The organism is Thiomicrorhabdus sp. Kp2, from assembly GCF_000478585.1.
GTDB lineage: Bacteria > Pseudomonadota > Gammaproteobacteria > Thiomicrospirales > Thiomicrospiraceae > Thiomicrorhabdus.
The window spans coordinates 1,219,560-1,240,602 of sequence record NZ_ARWI01000001.1 but is presented as its reverse complement, the minus strand read 5'-3'; the positions used below and the strand labels follow the sequence as shown (position 1 = coordinate 1,240,602).

General features: G+C 37.9%; 16 protein-coding genes and 1 pseudogene. 4 read left to right on the top strand and 13 right to left on the bottom strand.

The genetic code is table 11. The annotated features are described in order from the left end of the window. The first annotated feature begins 18 nt into the window (after positions 1-18). Both A379_RS05880 and A379_RS05875 read left to right on the top strand, forming a co-directional pair. A complete protein-coding gene (locus tag A379_RS05880; protein ID WP_040726653.1) occupies positions 19-1,110 on the top strand; it encodes a DUF262 domain-containing protein in 1,092 nt (363 codons plus the stop codon). Between the two features lie 9 nt (positions 1,111-1,119). Then, positions 1,120-1,752, top strand: a complete 633-nt coding sequence (locus A379_RS05875; RefSeq protein ID WP_040726651.1) for an MAE_28990/MAE_18760 family HEPN-like nuclease — start codon at positions 1,120-1,122, stop codon at positions 1,750-1,752. Here the strand turns inward: A379_RS05875 and A379_RS05870 are convergent. From A379_RS05870 to A379_RS05850, 6 genes and pseudogenes are all read right to left on the bottom strand, one after another. After that, positions 1,743-4,211: a BsuBI/PstI family type II restriction endonuclease gene (locus tag A379_RS05870; RefSeq protein WP_040726647.1), complete on the bottom strand. Its 2,469-nt coding sequence runs from the start codon at positions 4,209-4,211 to the stop codon at positions 1,743-1,745. The genes A379_RS05875 and A379_RS05870 overlap by 10 nt on opposite strands. Before the next feature lie 329 nt (positions 4,212-4,540). Continuing rightward, positions 4,541-5,776: a Wadjet anti-phage system protein JetD domain-containing protein gene (locus A379_RS05865; protein ID WP_040726644.1), complete on the bottom strand. Its 1,236-nt coding sequence runs from the start codon at positions 5,774-5,776 to the stop codon at positions 4,541-4,543. Next, positions 5,769-8,852, bottom strand: a complete 3,084-nt coding sequence (locus A379_RS05860; protein ID WP_369759656.1) for an SbcC/MukB-like Walker B domain-containing protein — start codon at positions 8,850-8,852, stop codon at positions 5,769-5,771. The genes A379_RS05865 and A379_RS05860 overlap by 8 nt, the downstream gene beginning before the upstream one ends. Before the next feature lie 132 nt (positions 8,853-8,984). Continuing rightward, a pseudogene (locus A379_RS13260) lies at positions 8,985-9,155 on the bottom strand (ATP-binding protein); the annotation flags it as partial. Then, positions 9,152-9,811: a DUF4194 domain-containing protein gene (locus A379_RS05855; RefSeq protein ID WP_040726639.1), complete on the bottom strand. Its 660-nt coding sequence runs from the start codon at positions 9,809-9,811 to the stop codon at positions 9,152-9,154. The gene A379_RS05855 and the pseudogene A379_RS13260, both read right to left, overlap by 4 nt. A gap of 3 nt (positions 9,812-9,814) precedes the next feature. Beyond that, positions 9,815-11,263 (bottom strand): Wadjet anti-phage system protein JetA family protein, encoded by a 1,449-nt coding sequence (locus A379_RS05850; RefSeq protein WP_040726637.1) that lies wholly within the window; start codon positions 11,261-11,263, stop codon positions 9,815-9,817. 101 nt (positions 11,264-11,364) lie between these two features. Here A379_RS05850 and A379_RS12650 point away from each other — a divergent pair, with 101 nt between their 5' ends. Together A379_RS12650 and A379_RS13025 are read left to right on the top strand one after the other, a co-directional pair. Beyond that, complete coding sequence (locus A379_RS12650) at positions 11,365-12,171, top strand: WYL domain-containing protein (RefSeq protein WP_081696351.1); 807 nt, start codon at positions 11,365-11,367, stop codon at positions 12,169-12,171. A gap of 91 nt (positions 12,172-12,262) precedes the next feature. Further along, on the top strand, positions 12,263-12,796 hold the full coding sequence (locus A379_RS13025; RefSeq protein ID WP_157832347.1) for a Pycsar system effector family protein: 534 nt from the start codon (positions 12,263-12,265) through the stop codon (positions 12,794-12,796). Here the strand turns inward: A379_RS13025 and A379_RS05840 are convergent. From A379_RS05840 to A379_RS05810, 7 genes are all read right to left on the bottom strand, one after another. Continuing rightward, positions 12,732-14,327, bottom strand: a complete 1,596-nt coding sequence (locus A379_RS05840; protein WP_040726636.1) for a hypothetical protein — start codon at positions 14,325-14,327, stop codon at positions 12,732-12,734. The genes A379_RS13025 and A379_RS05840 overlap by 65 nt on opposite strands. Next, positions 14,308-14,868: an ImmA/IrrE family metallo-endopeptidase gene (locus A379_RS12645; RefSeq protein ID WP_051145035.1), complete on the bottom strand. Its 561-nt coding sequence runs from the start codon at positions 14,866-14,868 to the stop codon at positions 14,308-14,310. The genes A379_RS05840 and A379_RS12645 overlap by 20 nt, the downstream gene beginning before the upstream one ends. 82 nt (positions 14,869-14,950) lie before the next feature. Beyond that, positions 14,951-16,444 carry a hypothetical protein gene (locus tag A379_RS13020; RefSeq protein ID WP_157832346.1) on the bottom strand — a complete coding sequence of 498 codons (1,494 nt, stop codon included), beginning with the start codon at positions 16,442-16,444 and terminating at the stop codon, positions 14,951-14,953. Next, positions 16,414-17,490: a TniQ family protein gene (locus tag A379_RS05825; RefSeq protein ID WP_040726632.1), complete on the bottom strand. Its 1,077-nt coding sequence runs from the start codon at positions 17,488-17,490 to the stop codon at positions 16,414-16,416. Before A379_RS05825 ends, A379_RS13020 begins: the two co-directional genes overlap by 31 nt. Positions 17,491-17,501: 11 nt before the next feature. Beyond that, positions 17,502-18,335 (bottom strand): TniB family NTP-binding protein, encoded by an 834-nt coding sequence (locus A379_RS05820; RefSeq protein WP_157832345.1) that lies wholly within the window; start codon positions 18,333-18,335, stop codon positions 17,502-17,504. A 92-nt stretch (positions 18,336-18,427) separates the two neighbouring features. After that, on the bottom strand, positions 18,428-20,317 hold the full coding sequence (locus A379_RS05815) for a Mu transposase C-terminal domain-containing protein (protein WP_051145034.1): 1,890 nt from the start codon (positions 20,315-20,317) through the stop codon (positions 18,428-18,430). Beyond that, on the bottom strand, positions 20,304-21,020 hold the full coding sequence (locus A379_RS05810; protein ID WP_081696349.1) for a TnsA endonuclease N-terminal domain-containing protein: 717 nt from the start codon (positions 21,018-21,020) through the stop codon (positions 20,304-20,306). The genes A379_RS05815 and A379_RS05810 overlap by 14 nt, the downstream gene beginning before the upstream one ends. Between the last annotated feature and the right edge of the window lie 23 nt (positions 21,021-21,043).

Below are 21,043 nucleotides of genomic sequence, written 5' to 3'. Positions count from 1 at the left end.
AGTAGAGGGTATTTATAGATGAGCTTAATCGAAGAAATTGAAGAAAATAAGAGAAAGATTTCAACGGATGCTTACCCAATGTCAATTGGTGAAGTTATAAATCTGTATAGGGATGGTGAAATTGATATTCATCCAGAATTTCAGAGGGTCTATCGTTGGGATGAGTACCAAAAATCAAGCTTGATTGAATCAATTCTAATGGGCATACCTTTGCCATCATTTTTTGTGTCCCAAAGAGAAGACGGTATATGGGACTTAGTTGATGGGCTGCAAAGGTTAGCAACTATTTTGTCTTTCACTGGCGAGTATAAAAATGAAAATGGTGAGCCTTTAGAACCGTTAGTTCTTGAGAAAACAAAATATATTCCAGATTTAGATGGAACAGTATGGAAATCTGAGTTTGGCGACAAAGCTTTGCCTATAGAAGTTCAAAGGGATTTTAAACGCTATAAAATCGATTTTAAAATCATTAAGAAAGAAAGTGACGACAATGCTAAATATGATTTGTTTCAAAGGTTAAATACTGGTGGCAGTTCTTTAGAGGGGCAGGAAGTTCGAAACTGTCTATTGATTATGGTTAATAAGGGGGCATATGATTTTATAGAGAGTCTCTCAAAAAATGAGGATTTTATTACATGTACTCCAATAACTGACCGACAAGAAAATGAAAGGTATCGTTACGAGCTTATTCTAAGATTCTTCGTTTATAAGAATATGATTGAAACTGAGATTGTGATTGATTATGGGAACGTTGATAGTTTCTTAAGTGAACAAATGGTTAATATTTTTAAGGCTGGTAGTGAATTTAATTATGACCAATCAGAAGAATTGTTTAATGAAGTTTTCTGTGAGCTCAATCAGCGATATGGTGAGGATTCATTTAAGGCCTATAGAGATGGATCATTTAAAGGGGCTTTTGTTTTGTCACGTTTTGAATGGATATGCTCATATATTTTGTCTCGAAAAATAAGAGAATTAGATGCTTATTCAGAAATTAATGAGATAGTAAATGGCTTAGGAGAAGATCAAGACTATATCGACTCAACCAAGCGTGGTACGGGGTCTTTAACGCGAACTAAAAAATTAATTAAAATAGCTTCTGGAAAATGATTTTTGCATATGAGTAGTCTAGAAGATCGCTTAAATAAAGAGCGAAGCCGTAGAAAAAAAGAAATTTCTGAACTGTATATTCTAGTTCAATCGACTCAGGAGGAAAGTGCGCGAAAGCACTTGCTAAGAGCTCTTTTATTGTTGATATATGCACATTGGGAAGGGTTTATTAAATCATCTACAGTGAAGTACCTCAAAGCTTTACAAAAGATGGGAATACCATGCAACGACTTGCACCCTTCATTGAGAGCATTCTATTTATATGCTCAATTTAAAACACAGCAAGGTAATGATTGGGATAAATTTTCTGAGGCTATTAATTCAAGTGAAGGACTTATCTTTACAAAAGATATTAGCGGAGAGGTCTCAACTAAATCAAATTTAAACACAGAGGTCTTTAAGGCTCTAGTTTCTAGAATCGGTGTGTCAGATCTTGGTATAGATCTCAAAAAAGGTCTTATCGATGATGGGCTTCTTAGTAGCAGAAATGCAATTGCACATGGAGAAATGAGGGAAATTGAACTATCTGATGTTATTAATTACAAAAATCTGATAGTTCAACTTCTGGACTCATATTTTGATCAATTAGTTGATGCTATTGATAATCAAAAATACCTTAAGACTGATGCCATTCAATCATGAGGGCCTAAAAACCTATCTCCATTAAAATGAATCATATGAGACGGCGCATCAGCTACCCAAACTTCGGTTTCCCAAGAGATAACTGGTAGATATTTATTCATAACTTTTCTATCTGGAAAAGCTGTTACGAACACTAAACCTGCAGTTGTGTTTTTGAATAGCTGCTGCAATTCAGCATATCGCTTGCCGTCAACTGGCCCATGAGAAGTGACTGATTCAATCAATAAAAGCCAGTTTTTTTCCGGCCAGTAAAGTACTACGTCTGGTAGTTTTCCTTTCTTGTTGAGTTTTACGCCTAGCTGCTCAAATTTTTTATCATCAAAGAAATCTTGTTTTGCACCTGTATCACCTAAGTATATGACATCTGCTCCAGGTGCAAATCTAGGCCCAAAATCAGTAACAATATCTTTTATTAGCTGACTATGCGCACCTGAAGAAAGCTTGATTTCTATACCATTTGGCAGGGTTAAGGGAATCATTTGCATTTCACGCTGCATTGCATATTGAGCAGCTAATGTTTCTTTATCCTGTAAGTATTTTTGCAGGTTTTGATCCCAGTTTTCTGTGCTGAAGGATTTTAATAGGTTAACTAATTCTTCTGTTATTTGATAACAAGCTTTAGGGCTATTAACAGGTCTATCAGGTCTATCGGGGTTGTATAGACAAAGTCCTCCGTCTACAAACTGATGGAGCGTTTGTCTTCTGATTGTCTCACGAGTGTTTGGAGCATAGTTTTTGCCATATTCGGTTTCCATCCAATTCATTATTGGGGTGACACCAATCATTAGGGTTGGAAAAATTATTTCATCCCAAGAGTCTGCAGGTTTTAGTCCTAATAAAGCTAGCAGCGTCAGTGCTGAGCGCTCATTTTGTTGTTCTCTCGGCATTCCAAGTTGCTGCAGTATTTCGATTGCCGCATTGATTTTTGTATCGCTATTTAAGGGGTTCTGTTGGCTGTTAGTCATATTAGCTAGTTCTTCTTCGATTATTGAATCTAAATTTTCTTGTGAAATGTTATTTAGGTCTAAGTTGGAACCCATACGAATTAATGATTCCTTAGATGGGTAGTTCAATACACGCAAATCAGTTGCGTTTACTTGTGTATGGCCTCCAAAAAGTCGGTAGTATTTATCGACTAACCTGCAGTTTAGAAAGATGAATAATCCTTTTGCTAAGTCGAAATCAATTGGCTTTTTCTTACTATGGAAAACATTAAGTTTATTGTCAAAACCAATATGTTTTGATGGGATTTTATGGTTCTCGTAAATATGAGCATTAATTCTTCTGTTTTGTTCTTTGGAGCTAAATCTGTCGACCAGTACGTATGAACCGGTGTTTTCCCATGTTAATTTTTGGGTTTTCTCTGTAATGGAAATTGCATTAGGCTTTTTTTCTATTGGCCAATTAACAGTGTTCTTAAGATGTGAAGAGTAGATTAAACCTGCATTGTTATCTTCTAAGTCTTGTTTTAAATATTCTCTTAATCTAAATCCGACAACAGGTCCTGTGGAAACTTCGATCTCAAGCTCTTGAAGTGTTGTGCTGAAATGAGAAATACGATTTACAATATTTTGTTCACTTTGGCTTGTCACGATATGAATAAATCGGTGTGCATCATTTGGGTTCACTACCTGATCAAACGATACTGTTCGTTTAGTCATGTTTTCTGTAATGAATGTTTCAGAGGTATCATCAAATGTGAAGTCAGCATCAGAGCTTGAAGTAATGGTGATATCACCTTGAGCAGCCCCTTTAATGCAATGAATAATGATATTTTCTTGAAGAACTTGATTGTCAGAGAATGCATTTTTTCGGCTATCGAAAATGTGAATATGAGTGAGAGCCGTCTCAGTTAGCAGATATTCTCTAAAGGATTGATAGTAAGGTCCATTACAAAAACTTCTTGGAATGATTGCAACTAACTCTCCTCCAGATTCCAGTAACTTAATTGCTTTAGCAACAAAGCCAGAATAAAGGTTAACTGTATCTATTCCCTCTAATTTAAGGCTTTTTCTGTGTTTACTCGTAGAGCCAATTTTTTTGTATGGAGGGTTAAGTATGGCATGAGTGAATCTATTATCTTTGAGAGTAGTGTTTAGAATAAAGTCTGCAGTTTTATGGGTGTGCTCAATTTGTATGCCTCTTCGAGTATTTGTTGATTCGTAAAGCTTGATTGTTTGGAGGAGAAATGGAATAGTTTTAGTTTCTAAATCAACTGTTGTTATAGAAATCCCCTGGACATCTTTACTTTGTTCAAAGTGTTCGATTGATGCGGCTGTTAATATCCCACTACCACATCCAGGGTCTAAAAGTTTTATGTTCTTTGCTGATGTTTGGAAAAGCGATGCCATGAATTGAGATATTGGTGCTGGAGTGAAGAACTGCCCTAATTCACTTTTGACTCTGTCGTCTAGTGTATTGTTAGCTTGAATTCTTAAAATTTCGGCATCTAAAATCATTAATTTCTCTTTTTTTGTAATGTTGAGGTGTTGGTATTTATTTGTCTGAAAATATGAACTGAAACGTCCATAGAAAAAGTTCTATTCAAGCAACAAACAGTCAACATGACTCTTTCACCCCTTAAGTCTCAAACTTCGTATCCAAGCTAATAAGATTGTGTGGAACGTGTTTTCTTTAGTTACCATTAGTTTTCACTTGAGTAGATACGATATTTTGAGATTCGAAATTATAACATGTGTAAACAGAACCCCTTTTATCACGATAAAAAGAAATTCGAGTTATATTCGTAATTTGTTAGAAGTTAATGGGATATTCTGTATCGTAGGTTTTATGTATTGTTAGCCTTACCAACTTTTATTGTTTGCTTTTCCCACATCTCTTGTTCATATTTTTTTCCGACAGAAGTTACTCTTTGGATTAATTTCTCTATGTCAGAGTTCGAAAGTAGTTCTAACTGTATTTTTTCAGATTTAGTTAAGTCTTTTAGTTGCTCAGAACTTAGGTAATCATCTGGTGACATCCGGTAAGGTTTCACACCTCTTTTAATAGATTTATTGAGTATGTTCCAGATCTTAAAACCACCAAGATCGATATCCCCCCAATGACGGAACATTGTTTGAGCATCTAATTCCTTTGAAATCTTTTGGAAAAGTGTAATAAACGTAGGAGTTGGGATGCCTGCGGTATAAAGCACCACTTCGTTTGGCTGTTTTTCTTCTTGAATATAGCGCATAAAAGATGCTTGGTTTTCAATGGTCGTTACTACTTTTATTGAGGCTTGAGTTGAAACTGTTAATTTTTCGGTTGGAAACAATCCTACTGCTGGGGGAAAGTTGGCATTGAGAACACTACCATGTTGCGTAAAGCTAAGGCTTCCTGAAATAAGAATGGGCTGCGCTATGGGCGTAATTCCAAAGAATCGAAAGACTTCATCAACATCAAAACCTTCAAGTTCTGGCAATTGTGATTTCAGAAGGTTGGCAATAAGACCTTTATGAGAACTGAGCTTCTTGGAGTCTTGAAACGCCTTGATAGAAAAATGTCGGTAGTCCAGGGCCTCTTTTACCTTATACAGTTCTAATGCCAGATGTGCACCCTGAAAGCCTTTGGCCAGGGTTTCATACTGATTAACAGAACATTTATGAAACAATTTATGCTCCAACCAGTGAGCCTTAATATCATCTCTTAATGCGTGATAAAGCGGAATATCGAACATCTCGTTATCCAGATACTGCAAAGCAACAGCCAATTTTTTCAGTAGCGGGGTGTACTGAATTAACTCACAAAGCCTCTCGTAATCTTGAAGATAGATACGTTTTAAAGAGATATTTTGAGTATGCCAAGTGGCTGTTAGAATACCCTCTTTTTCATACTTTTGGATCAGAGTGTTTATGTATTCCACAATGCCAAGTGGTTGGCTATTAGCATAAGGCTTAAACACTGATTCATGGGTACCTATGTCGGCCTGCTTATCTGAGCCAGGTGCTAGCAATCTCTCGTGCTTGAGCAATAATTTAGTCAGAATCTCGATTAAAACCTGTTCGCTTTTTGCAGCATCATTCATTCACAACCTCGCTTGGTATAGTTTGTACTGGATTGAAGATTTCCCACCCTTTCTCCGTTAAAATCTCAATATCCAGGCTGGCGGTTGCGTTATCCCGAGACAATATGTGCTTGGAAACATAGATCACACTGTTGACTGCTGGTTTGAAGACGTATTCTTGCTGTGCAGGGGTGGCCACAATAACCTGTAGCCCAGTATCGCCCATGAAGTCCATCGCATTCTTAAGGTTTTCTTCATCCAGCTTATCAAATGCCTCATCCAGTAAAGCAAGCCCGGCACTTCTGCCCGGATTGCTCAAGGTTCCCCATGCAGTCGCCAGTGACGAGGCAATGGCAACATAGAAAGGCGATTGCTTTTCACCACCAGAGCCTGTTCCCATTTGGTCACTGACGTAATAACGCTCTTGAGTTACATCCGAGGTTACTTCAACGTCATACACAAAGTATTTTCGATAATCCCGAATATTCAATGTTTCATCGTTGTCACTGGAAATCAGTAATTCAATTTGCGCTTCTACTTCCGGTGGCATGGAATCAAACAAATCATCACTATTCGTGGTCAAGTCAGTCTTCTCAATGTAATCAATCAGATCTTTGAATTCTGATTTTGGTTTCTTGATGAATTTATAGCGTTCCGAATGGAAAAGTCTTTGCGATAGCGCCTTATTTAAAGCTCTGAACTGACGATTCTGCATTTTAAAGACTTCTCTTAATCGGTTAGTCACATCGTTTCTAAAGGACTCATTCAGCTCTTTACTGGCTCTTTCAGCAGCCTCTTCATATTTGACGATATTCATCTCGACAATATTGGTGATGCACTCATGAACGTATTGAACCACAGGTTCCAAGGTCTCATTATTTAGCGGGAAGTACGTCACTGGATTAAAGCTTTCATTTGATTCAGCAATATCTTTCATGGTGAACTCATTTCGAGTCAATGCATTGTCAAACTGCTTACTGAGGTTTTCATGCTCATCCATGACGGTATCTGCATCCTTATCCTCAGACTTGATTTGAAGTTCGTCATTGTATTGAGCATCAAAATAGACAGATGCTTCAACTTTGACCTGTTCTTCATATTTCGCTTCAATCTTTTTATTAAGAGCCAAAAGATAAGCTTTTGCGCCTTTAATCTGGGTTCTCATGCCTCCTTTTTCATCCAGAAGTCTTTCTAGCTCTTTCGTTCGCTGAGGTAGAAGCTTCTTTTCAATTTTATCGCGTTCATGAGTCAGGTTTTCAATATGAGTTAAATCAATCCCTTCCAGTAGTTCTTCATTTTTTTCTTTTAGCTTTGCTTGTCTTTTGACTGCTAAGTTTCGTGTTTGGAATGATTGGCGCTGAGTATCTTTCTGAACAATTTTTAAATGCGCTAGTGAATCGGAAACGTCTTTGAGTTTTGACCTAGTTGGTGTAATTTCGTCATCTTTTTCAGTCGATAGAACTCGACGCTTATGACGCCACGTCTCAAGGTTATGACTCTGGTCTTTCATCATCTTTAGATGAGAGATCAATTTAAGGCGAGAAACTCCGACCGAATTTGCAACCATTCCGTCCTTGGATAAGGCGAATTTCGAGCGTCTAAGTTCTGAGTCCGAATCCACTAGTTCAAGTCTGCCTAGCAGTTTGTACAAAAAACCCAATGCATAATGGTTGCTTGACTCTAAAAGTGTGGCCGCAGAGTTTGGGGCCAAATCGATTGAGTTGTACCAATTCACGCAAAGGGAGGCTTTAACAATGATGCGCTTATAAATCTGGTGGGTTTTCTTCAATCCTCGATACAAGCGGATTGCTTCAACCTCTTGGTCTTCTGGTACAATCAAGGCTTCCACGTTATTCGCCAAAAATGCCTCGATTGCAGGTTGCCAACTGACATCGGAGATTTCCACGACATTACACACTGGGGTTGCCTGAATGCCGTGTTCTTCTAGGTATTGAATCAAGAATTCCGTCTCATGAGTTAAAAGACGCTTACCGGAGGAAACCCGGTTAATGTTTTCCGTCAGCGTTGTAATCTGATTTTCGATTTTGACTTCTCGTGCAATTAAAGGTTTTTGTTTGTGCTCAATCAAGTCCTCAATTGCATTAATCTGCCCAAGTAAGGCTTCAGCAAGTTCGTCGAACGATTCAAAATCAAAAGACGGGTTAGCGACCTGTTCAAGCATTGGACGCATTTTTGACATCAATAGGTTTATTGACTCTTCATGCAAAACCGAAACATCTTGCTGACAGAACTGGCGGTAATGCAAAATGTCACTCAACATATTTCTCTGAATCGAATCAATTTTCTCATCAATATTTCCGATTTCTTCAATCAATTTGTCCTTACGTCGTTGCTCATCATCATTGCTGATTTCAATCGATAGAGCGCTTTGCTTGGTGCGTAAACCTTCAATGAGTTTTTTCAGTTGACGTTCGGTTTTACGGTTATCCCAGCGTTTCTGAATATTTTTTGCTAAGTCCTGTTTTCGAGCATATTGATCCTCTTGAGTGGCTTCGAGCTGTTTCTCCAAAGCAATCCACAAGAGTGAGTACATCTTTTTTCGTTGTGTAATAGTGCGGTTCAAAGTGGCATGCAGCTCATCCAAATCTTGCTTTTGTTGACTTAACTCGCTGATTTTAGTGGTTAGATTTTGATAGTGATTCTTGGTGCGAATCAAATCATCCACTTTGATATCACGGGATTCAAGAACGAAGTTTTCGACAAACTGCGAGACTTCGGTGATCTCTTTTTTTAGGGAAATAGATTTGGCAAGTGAGCTACGTAAGGCCTCTGGATCAATCCAGTCATGGTGTGCTGTTGGACCAATGAGCTTAACCATCGCCTCCATAAAGTCTTTTGCCTTGTCAGCATAGTAGGGTTCAATACCTTGAAGCGAGAGAGACTTTTTCAAATCCAACGCTGTCAGGGATTCATAAGAACCATCTTCATGCGCAGTAATAAAGTCCTTGGCTTCTAGGGCGCGATTACCTTGGTATACACCCCTAACCTTAAAGTTTGGCGCAGGATCATCCTCATAAGCCTCAATCCCCACAAAAAGTGAAACATGACTGCCATTATCCGGATGCTCGAATACCAATCCCAGGTAAGTTATGCTCTCATCCCGCTTTCTGTAGGTAGTGGATGACTCATCATCTTTGTTGCCCGGTTTGTAATAACCTAGGCAGTAAGTTCGGATGCTTCGATTTGTTTTGGCAACCGAGGCGCTTGCATTTAGGTGGATAGATTTTTGGTTCCCACCAAATAAGACAGTCTGTATGGCATCAATAATCGTGGATTTACCTGCTCCATTCTCACCGATTAAGGCGACATTCCCGCGAATGGGAACTGTAACAGGGTCAAACAAATACCAATTAACGAGAATAACGCTTTTTAATTTCATTGTACTTCCTCCATCGTATCGGAAGGCGTTTTAGTTTGGCTGGTATCACCATCTGAAAAGGATGACTTTGCTCTATCAGCGATTTCCTGATTAAGTCGTTGTGCGAACTCCGGAGTCATAATAACTTCGATAGTCGGGAAAATGGTAATAACTGGAAGCAAGGTTTCTTCATCAAGCTCATTGCTCAACGAAAGGATTCGTTTCTGCTTAAAAAGCTTTAAATGCTCCATAAAACGCGACTTACTGTCATCCAAGTCATTACGTTCAGTGTATTGTTTATACTGAGTCACTAAATGACTCCCAGGGATACTGATTGAGCCATCTTCATTAGAGCGGGATTCTTTCTCTTGATGGTAGATAACCCGTAAAGTTACCAGAATAGCGGTATCGACCATCGCTAGACGATTAAAGTCATCCGCCGTAGTGTTATTGATGCCGATGTAACCATAGTCATGATTCTGGATAAGGGTTTTTCCAAACAACTCAAACCCACTTCTAAATAGATCTAAATGCTCGCTGATAAATGCATAGTATTTACGGTCTTTTGAAAGGCTTCTGAAGACAAACTGATGATTTTGCAGGTAGTTGAACGTCTCGATAATTTGTGACTCTTCAACCGCCGTGTTGTTAATTAGATTTCGAGCTTCATTGAACATGGCTTAACTCCCAAATATTTTTACGATGCTAAATGGCTGGCAGAAGGTGTGCTCATGCTCAATAAGATCATCGCCTGTCAGGGTAAAACGGTATTGTTTGAATGTGTCCGAATAGCTTCGGTGAAGCTTTTCATCTTCTATGCCCAGTCGTCGACAGACGGTAAATGCCACAAAATCTTCAATGGTGGAGACCGGAATGTCAATCGAGTGAATTTGGCCAAGCACCCCATGCTGGCTGAACAGTTCATCCAGCCATATCGTAAGCTTCTCTTGGTTAATGGTGCGCCTTTCTAGTGCCAGGCGTTTTTCTTCTTTCTGCCTTATTACTTCTTCAGGGATTTGAGTCTTGATTGTGCTTTTGCGCTGGGTAATCGGCTTGCGTTTTTTCGGAATTCTTGCCACAAGTTCCAACGAAATAAGCGGATAAACAGGTAATGGATTACTGATAGTGCCTTTTACTCCGATTGCTTTAATGGTTTTTAATAAGGATTCAAAATCATTGATGGCACTTGATGGGGTTCGTGAGTGATATTTAATGGATTCATTCACCTGTCGTCCAAGTCGGGCGTGGCTTGTATCAATTTTTTCGATTAAATGCTCGGTATTTTCAAAGATGTTGCGAATCACCCGAGCCTTGTTCTTCAAGTTCTCCAACGCCTTTTCATAGGGAAAGTCTTGAGCGGTCTTGAGTTTGTTGTGTTCCTGAATGGAATTCACTACTCGTTGGGTTGTCTCGGCTTCATACTCGATCAAGTACAGCATGTCCAATATCTCGCTTTTAAAACGAAATGGATGGTGCTGGCCTTTAATAAGGTTGTAATCGGAGAAAGAGGAATTCTTAATAAAGCCTTCAAAGAACAAAGTCATTTTTTCATCCAGCTTAGTAAAACGGCGAAAGTCCTGAGAAATGTCGGTCAGGTGCAAAGCCAAATTCTTCATTGTCTTGCCTAATGATTGTGTGTCTTGAACAACTTGGTCCAGCATTTGAGAAATGTCGGTTGCAGAGGTTCGGCTTCTTGGTGAGAGAATGGATTCTAGGTTGTTACGAATTGATAACACACCACCTCCAATTTCACCGGATGAGTAGAGTTGAATGTTCTCAATGAAATCCACTAGCATAGAAACTTTCGATGACATGTAAATATCCTGTTTAATACCGTCTTTACGGATATTGAGCCATCCTGTTTCAAGCAATCGGTTATATACATAAATCGCTTGGGATTTAATGGTGTCCTCTTCGTTTTTATCTTCGGTGTTCCAATTGTCTTCCTGAAGCGCTTCTTCGATAAACGCTTTGATTCGCGGAATCGGAATACTGGTGTCAATAAATTCTGACGACTCACTGAAGAATTTTGAGTGCATACTGACAATGATGTCTAGGTAGGCTCTTCTATTTTCACCCGCTAATGGAAAAAAGATAGTATCAGGATACAGATTAAAAAAATGGCTCATTGTCATCCTTGTACATAAATTATGTATTTATGCTGACTATTAAAATCTAATAGGTGTTAAAAATCAATAGGTATTTATAAATAATAGGTATTTAATAGTTTATGTTTTATAATGGAAGCTCATTACTAAGAGTGCAGAAAAGGATGAATAACAAGGATTACATTGAATTTACCTTACATAAGGCTTTCTTTGAAGGACGTGTTACACGAAAAGATCTTATTGAACGATTCGGCATAAAAGAATCCAAGGCCACGAAAATCTTTGCTCTCATCTCAAAAGAACAGCCGGGGCATATCCATTATCATCCGCGTAGTCGAGGATATGTACCGAGCGAAGATTACCGAATTAAAAGCAAATATCGTTTTGCCGATTACCTGCAGATTGTTGGTCGTCCAGCTTTTATTCATCGCCTGGAAACGGTAAATTCTGGCGTTGATATGGATAAGTTTCGATCCATCCAAGAAGCTATTAAACATAGATTTGCTATTGAATTTGACTATTTATCATTAAATACGCCTGAGCCGACTAAGCGAATAGTCTATCCTCATAGCTTGATTAGCTCTGGTTATCGGTGGCATATACGTGGCTGGGAAGAAAAATCAGGGGAATTTAAAGACTTTAATTTACCTCGAATGCTAGGAGAGGTCGTTGAAGTTAAAATGAATAATCCACTGAGTAATATTGACAAGGATAAAGACTGGAATGAGTATAAAACTTTCTTTTTAGTTCCTAACCCTCAATTAAGTAGTGAGCAAAAAAAAATTATCGAAATCGATTATCAAATGACCAATGGCGTGCTTACGGTGTCGTGTAGAAAGGCACTTTTTTTCTATACACTACATACCTATCTGGTAACAGATCAAAGTGAAATTCCAAATGTACATCAGCATTTAGCCCTTAGAGAATAAATGAGCATTTTAATAATTTAGAATTAGTATGTATGTCGTGGTTAAAGAGATTTGGCCACTATAAAGAAAAATATTTATTGGAGGATGGCAGATGTCAGAAGATAAGGGTACGAATGAATATAGGGAAGAATTAATTGTTGAAATTATAAAAAGATACGATCTTTATATTACTTCAACTAATTTTAAAGTTGCCCTGCACTTAACATTTTTAACAGCGATATTTGCAGCTTTGTTGGTATTTGTAATTAAATTAAATCAATCTTACGGTAACGACTCATTGATAGGAATATTGAATTTTTTAACATTTATAATTTTGATTCTTACTCTTTGGTCAGCATCATTTTTTTTAAAATCAGCTAAGCCAAATTTAAATAACCATAGAACTCGACTTTCAGTTTTGTTCTTTGGTGACGTTTCAAAGTTTGCTAGTGCAGAAAAGTATCGGGCCGATTTTTTAGGAAGGACTAAAGATGAATTTCTTGAAGACCTTTCTGATCAGGCATATGCTTTAGCACAAGTTTTGCAACATAAAATGCATAATATTTCTAAGGGAGCTAACCTTATTCAGTTCCTGATAATTCCTTACCTTGTTTTATTGTTTGTTGCTTTTGTAATTCTTCTTTAGCTTTTTCTATATTGCTCCGTAAATTTGGTGCAAGTTTCTTATCATTAGGAATTTTAGATAGCTCAAAGAAATTTAACCCTTTTGCCTCTTTTTCAGAAACAATGCCTGTAAAAATAATGCCATTTGTCCATGGCGTATCATTATGCTCAATTTGGTATATTGCTATAGGTACTGGTTGATCATGGTTTTCTAAAATTCTTGGACTTACTTCGAAGCGCTTATGATAAGCGTCCATAATTTGGTCTTTTAATGGTTGATTAGAGTGCGATAGCTGCATGCAACCACAATCGTACTTTTCGGGCAAATCTTCTCGTTCAGACTTTCTTTGCCTTAATAAAACCTTCTTAAGGTCTTCCGAGAAGCAGATAACAACACAGTGAGTTTCTGGGTTTCGGCTATCTTGTCTTTTGATTAGATCTCTATCGCCTTGTTTTATAGCTTTCAATTTGTCAATTAATAAAGATAAGCTATCCGTGATTTTGAATTCTTCAGTTAATCCTTCCAGCAACGAAATATCTTTGATAGCGGGTTCTGTTTCGGTGTATTCGCTAGTATCTTGATGATTGGTTGACGTTATTAGCGAGGTGTCTGTTTTAGGTATATATCTAATTATAGGGTACTTTTTACTATCCCAAATTCCTTTGAGAGATATAAAAGAGTGGATTAACAAGTTTTTTGATAAATCTGGTAGTTGACTGTTATGAAAGGATGAAGACTCTTTAAGAAGAACCCAGGCTAAAGATAAGTCAATTGTGATTCCGGATTTGTTTGAGTATTTCGCGATTCTAAACCCAAGATCGATATCGGGTCCAATAAATTCATATGATTTTGATTTATCAGTAAGAGGGACTGGTATTAAGTAGTTCGGGCATTTTGAATCATTTTTAATAAATTGGTTCTTGATACATTCATCTAAGCACTTCTTCGTTTCTTCATCGGATTTGTTGTCAAAACATTTCTCGTAGCATTGAGAAAGATTGATATCGATGTTCTCAAATTTATCCTTTAAATGTTTTTCACAGACGTTGGCTAGCCACATTGTTGCTTTGACGCTGGGAATGGTATACGGAGTAGAGTGATTATGTATGTTCTGTACAAGGCTTAGAGTTATTTCTTTAACCTTATCAGAAGTGTATTCAACTAACTTTTCAGTCAGAATTATTAAGCTAGGAATATCAGTAATATTTTTGAGTTTATAGGTGAAAATAATTTCATCACCTTGGATTTTCCAGGGGTGTAACTCAGAGCATTGGGAAAAGTCTTCAGTAAGCCTTGTTACCCCAGAAATAAAACTGCCAAAAAATTCTATAAAAACGTCTTCCCATTTTCGAATGAGTTGGTGTTTTATCTTGGTCGAATCGACTATGTCAAAGGACATGAAAACATAAAAATTTTCTGTCTCTGATTGTTTTGATTGGCTCGCGTCAGATTTTGGTTTGTCAGATGAATCATCAGAACGCTGTATGTTAATTATTTTTTTTAGAGCTGACTGTTTATCATCAGCTGAAGTGTTAGTTCCAGCTGAAGACACCAAGCCATCGACCTCTATTGATTACAGCAGCTTTAGAAACTTCAAAATGATTCGCTACTTTTATAATATCTACGTTTTCATCTTCATCAGTGTTTATATTCAAAACTGACATAAATTCATCTTTGGGCATTAAAAAGCTTGCAGCAAAAGAATGGGCTTCATTTTCTTGTTGAGAGCTGCCATATCTGTAATACGGTTGATTAGTTCGAACTTTTTCATTCCACTTTTCTGGATTATTAAAATTCAAGTGTAGAAAAAGATGTCCTAGTTCATGAGCAATAGAAAAGCGCCGACGATTAGCTGATAGGTAATCTTCATGAACTCCAATACGGAATAGAGGAAGATTGGCATTAAGGTTTTCCAGTTCGTTGTTATATTCTCTTAGAGGTTTTATGTAAGCTTCTTTTGAGCATTCTGAGTCAGAAAACGTGTGGAGTTCTCCATATAAGTCAGCTATAACCTGGATAAAGTTGACAGGAGTAGATACGTCTAGAGCGCTTCGAACTTTTTCAGCAAAGCTTTCAATATCTTTATTGTCCATAAATGTCAACCTTTTTTATTTGGGCATGTTTTGCGATATCTTACCAGTAAACTGCTTGAATCTAAAATAAATTTATGTTTTGTTACGGTTTTTTATGGCTTGTTCGTTTTTTGTATTGAAGTTCTTTGAATGAGGCGGGTAGGTGTAATGTTTTTCCTGCTAGAGAGAGTGAAAGGAATATGTCATTTGTATTCACGGTAAGTTTTTTGATGAGGTGAAGTTCACTAGGAAGTCGTATGTCATGAAAGTATTCAATCGCAGTCTTGATGTAAAGCTCTTCACTAAAATTACCAGAACGCAGCATGGTTATCAATTTTTGCTTTATACGAGCTCTTGACTCTGTAGGTCTTTTAAACTGGAAGTAATTTTGGTTCGGTATCTTTAAATCTAACTGAGCCTTATTTTGGAGAAAATTAATAAACCCTGTTATTGCTGCTCTCTGTCCGTAGTGAAGCCAAAAATACTGCTTAATTAGTTCGTCATCGGGAGTGGTTTTATTTTGTTGTAGTCCAAGTTCCAGCATGGCAACAGCAGGAGTCATTGCAAGCCGAAATGATCTAGCTGATGTTTTACCTTTATTATATTGGCTCAACATTTCTTTATAATATCCATCGATATATCGCCTTAAAGAATCGCCAGGTGAAATTTTCTCAAGTAATCGAGTAATAGTGTTCAAGTCTCCTATTGAAGCTTTTGTTTTTTTGTCAATTGAGAGTATTTTGTGTTCGTTAAGAAAGGTTGTCGTCAGTAGGTGCTTTCTAGACTTTTTTACAGTCAAAACTTTTACATATTCTTCGTAGGTTGGCCACACATGTTTTTGAGTAAGCCATTCGTCCAAAAATACGAAAATTTCATAGTCACGAACAATCTGTCTGCTCGTAAATGGTGGTTCTCTTCTGTTCAATAACCAGTTGGAATAATCTTGGTAGAGTTGGTGAGCCTCATTAGAAAGGTCATTTTCTCGTTGTTTTAAGATTCGTTTGATTTTGTGCAAAGCATGACAGTCATAGCAAGTATTGCTGTGATTTCCGGCATGCATTGAAATACCGCAAACTTTGCAGTTTTTATCAGGTTTAGTTGCACAGGGCTTGCAGTATGCATTGCGGTTAAAATCAAATAAAAAAGGGGCTACACGTTGTTTGCACCGGCAACATGAAACGAAATGTTTTTTGTTAAAACACTTATCACAAATTGGGACTGTTTCTCCATATTTGAGTCTTCGTGAAGCGTTATTCTCCGCCTTACCGCAAATGGAACATGATTTCTTTGGACGGTAGTATTTTGAGCATGAATTGCATACAGGACCGTCTTCTGTGATCTTTCCTAGTGAGAATACGGTTTTTCCGCATCGAATGCAAGGCTGATCTTTTAATTCGCACTGTTGGCATACAGGAGGCTCCAAATAACGATAAATACGTTTATCTTGAACGCACTGAGAACACTTCTTCTTTTTGAACAAGTAAGCATAGCAGGTTGAACAATAACCCTTGCCTTTATATTTGCGCTGAAACTTTTCGACTGATTTGCCACAAAGTTCGCATTCTTTCACTTTAGATACTCTTGCAATTGAAGCCACATTTCCCAGACTTCTTCTCTAGATTTCGGTTTGACTTCTTTGGTTGTTCTTGAGGAGCTTTTTCTGTGGCGACTGTTTGATGGTAGTGATGACAGGATGTTTTGAATGATTGGGGGTTGAGATTCTTTTGATTTTCGAAAACCTTCTCCCGTCATCTCGCATTCCAAGAATAGTTCGACAATCTCTCTTGTGCTTAAAAACAGTAATTGTGAAACTGCAAAGTCCAGTTCACGAATCCAGATAGGAGGTGATTTATCGATGTTTTCGATGGTGATTGCCGTTGGTCTAAGGGATGTATCAATATCTAGCTTGTTGCATAAGGCTAAATCAGCATTTATTGCCCCTTTTGCAGCTAAATTAAAAAATTCATAAAAATATCGAATAGTTGAAAATAGTTCAGCGATGCTTTCGATATTCCAAGGTAAATGGCAATTATTATTTAAAATGGCCTTATTTAATAGGTGCTGAACTTGAAGTATCTTTTTCGATGAACATTCGGTTTTTGTTAATGAGACATCAAAACCACAACGCTTGCATATGTGCAATTCAGGTTTGTCAAAGTCGCTTTTATATGGAGTTATCGGACTGCTGCATGAAGGACAAGACTCTTGTAGTAGAACATCATGTTTAGGGCAAGTGTGATACCACGAAAGTCGCCAAGATTTTCGAAAATAAACGGGGTCTTCTTTTAGGCATTCTGGGCAAAATCGTAAGCCACCGGTTCGTTCTCGATTGCGACTACCTAATCTTGTTAACCAGGGCCACGCTTGTTTTAACGGTGGTTGCTCGCCAAGTACTTTCAAAATGGTAGGTTTTAAGGTCGCTTGTTCGAGTGATTCAATTCTGAAAAAATTATCACTGATAGCTAAAAGTTTTTCTTTTGGGCAATGTCTGTCAATATCAATCGTCCAGGGTCGCCACTTACCCCAAAAGAACCAACTCCAAGTCATAGGGTCCGAACCGTTAGCTAAGGAATTACGGATGATCCAAGAGCTTAATAGTTCGTCTTCTTTAATTGGTAAAACAATTGGCCAAAGACGCTTCATAGTTTATGTACTTAACTTATTTGAAGTTGTCTTGAATAACTGGCGCGTGTGGGTTTTACCCAAGAAAAATTTTGAATAACACTTGTCGTGATTTCTTCAATTTCATGTTCAATCGCATAAGTTGCGCACTCGATGAGTAAGCGGTGCAAGTCTCCTGTATTTCCTTGGGAAATGTTATGTAGTAAAACGGTTTTCTTTTTTTCATGTAAGTTGGATGCTTGTCTAAGTGGGAGGCGTTTTTCAAACGCTAACAGTAACCCTCGAAAGTTTTTATCCAAATCCCAACGTGGAATAGTCAAAGTGTCAAATCGGCTTGCCATCTGTGGGTCACTATTGATGAGCGTTGTGGCATCATGAATGCCAACGGCAACAATCGGAATCATCAATTCATTCCCAAGAGTTTTAAGCATCCCAAGTGTCTTCAAGCGTTTTGAGGCAGTAAATGTCAGTAAGTTGTGAAATTCATCAATTACAAGCATTCGCACATTGCATTCGCGCATTAACGAGATAACTTGGTTTCTTAATCGGAGTGGCGTATGCTCTGGGTTAAATGGTGTCCAAAATTGCTCAAGTATCGAAACATACAATGCTTTTTCCGAATCAAGAACGGGTGCATCTATCACAATTAGTGGAATGTTTGCCCTTGATATTCCGTCTTCATCTTCATTTGTATAGCTAGGGTGTAAACCTGAATAATATTTAATCAGGGATGTTTTACCTATGTTTGGCTCTCCAATCATCAATAGATTCCGCATTCGTGGCTTTTTGGGGCTTCTTAGAAGCTGGTTGAGAACCTGAATCACTTGCGTTGAACGGTTATGGTTAATCCACAAAGGGTGATTCATAAAATCAATCCGTTCCTGTTTTCCTTGAAGAATTACTTCGTGAACGCTCTCATGAAGGTGAGTGTAATGCTCTGTCATCTAATCCATCCGTATTAATCAAAAACTGGAATATCATCATCCCAGAGGTCATCATCTGACTCATGCTGCTGAGATGGTTGAGGAAATGGAGGCGAGGTGTTTTCTGGTATGGTTTGTTCTTTATTCATTTTGGATTTTGCAAGTTTGCGTCGGGCACTCTTAGTTTTTTTCACAGATGCTTCAACAATTGCCTGCATTTCGCGGTGGGTTTCAATAAGTTGTTCTTCTGTGAAAGTGTAGCCAAACTCCTTAATCCGTTTTTTGGCTTCCTTAAGCTCCCATAGGCTCATCTGAGGTATTGATGGATTAGCGAGTGGAATTTTAAAATACTGCTTGTTCTCTGGTTCATAAAACCAGATTTGACGAATATTCCTAGGGTCTATACGGAATATGAAACGCTGTTTTTTATTCTTCTCAGGGTCAATTTTATGAATAAATGGTCTCAGGACATGTTCGTAGTAGTTTAGCCCATTAATATTGATACCATTACTCTGAACTGTGCGACGTTCAATCGGTAAAAAGTCTCTGTAAACCGTTTCTGGATCTGATGGTTTTGGAGGTAACCCGATTCCATTAGTATGGTTTGAACCGAAAACTCCTTCATGCCATCTATCTTCAGGTGATATACCTAAGCTTGAATGCTTCTTCTTGTGATAAAACTTTGTAATGTAAATGATAAGCCAACGTTCAAACTCGTCAAAGGTTAAAGTCGCGTTGCCGTCTGAATCGTATTCAGCACGCTCTTCAATATTGGAAAAAGTGGTTCCTGGTAAGTTATGAACTTTTTTCATAACCGTTTTCATTAGGCTTTCAACATGACCGCCATAATTAGGTTTTCCAACAGGACGAAAATCGATATTTATGTCATAAGCTAGGCACGATTGCCGCAGAGTGTCAGAGCGAAATTCACCAGCATTATCGAGGTGAAGAAATTCTGGATTTCCCCAAACAGGCCAGCTTGAATCAATCTGAAATTGAATTAAAAGCTCATCTTTAGGGTTGATCATCTGAGAGATGCACATTGCTACAGAGGTGGTGCTTGGTGCATATAGTGAAAGATGATAGCCAACGATCATTCGACTGTAACAATCAATCGCAAAAGTAACGTAGGGCCGCCCAATAGGAAGACGGTGTTCGTCGTCACTTACGAGTATCAAATCAACAGGTGTGTGGTCAATTTGAATAACTTGTAATGGATAGTCTGCCTCATACTTTCCTGGTGTCGGTTCAAATTTTGTTCGGGCTTTACTTCTCTCGTTGCGATGTTTAAGCCTTTTTTCTTCTGAAATTTGTGAAATTCTGTTACGAATAGTGTTATCGGATGGGGTTGCTAAGTTTTGTTCTTTACAGCGATCTTTGATCACTAGGATGGTATCGGTAACAGATGGCTTTTGGGAGGTTAGGTAGTAATTATGAATAGCATTGTTCATAACGGACTCTGCACGATATTCAATTTTTAAAGTCCCTTGTGCTGGTCCACGTTTTTTAGGCAGAAGACCTGTAAGAGTTCCTGTTGTTTGGTAATTTTTCAGCCAGCGATAAAGGGTTGTGAAATGTATTCCAATGGCTTCTGCGTGCTGTTCAATCTCTTTACGAGTTGAACCCTCTATAAGAGGTTGAATGCTGATGAAACGTTTTTCGATTTCTTTCCATTCAACATCGGAAAAATCGTCCATATCTCTCAGCGACTGATATGCTTCGGTATCTAGAGTTTCAATATGCTTTAGGTTTTTAATTAGTAACCGCTCAGCTCGACCTGTTTTTAAATTTATCCCCACGACATCTTCAAAATTTATTATTTGAGTAAGTTTAAAAGCTTCGCCAAAGTTCTCGACAAAATCATTAGGTCGAAATGTAATGCGTCTTCTGTCAGCATAACTACCGGTCGATTCAAAATCTGTCATTGAATACTCCTTCTTCGTAAGTTTCATCAATCTTTAGCCATACAATTGTTTGTAAGTTGAGAGGCAAAGTTAAATCGCAACCAATTTTCTTATTCCAAACTAATTGCCAGATTTGACCAAGCGCAATTGAGCGCTGTTCTTCTGTGACGTATAAGAAACAAAGTAAGTGATCAAGTCTTGTGTGTCCAATGTTTTTTAGGTGCTCTAGGATTTGCCTTTCTTCATCGTGGGAATACTCGTAGCGCTTGTAACGGGCAATCATTTGAAGATTTTTAAGCTTGGGTGTTCGTATTCTCGACTCAGAGAAGATTTTGAAAACCATGTCATTTGCTTTTGCAAAGCGCATGCCTGTTTTAAATTTGGGCTTTAAATCAAAAAACTTTTTCTTAAGAATGTCATCCGGCTTAACTTCTACCAAAAGAGACTTGCGGTAAGTGCTGTAGGAGCAAGTGGTAAGTGGGGTTTTAAATTCAATTAAGAAATCCGGTGTATAGGTCACTAAACGGCCATTTTGATTTTCGTATTCTATGGTGAACGGTTGCTCAGTAACATCAATTATTGAATCATCAAATTCAAGTAAAGACAAAAGATCCCGTTCAAGTTTAGATTCAAACGCAATGCTCTTTTCTCCTCTAAATGAATAGACTCCTGATAAACTACCGTATGTATAGCCAATTTTTCTGTTCTTGTGAGAAAATTTCAATTAACAGCTCTCGTAGAAGTAAG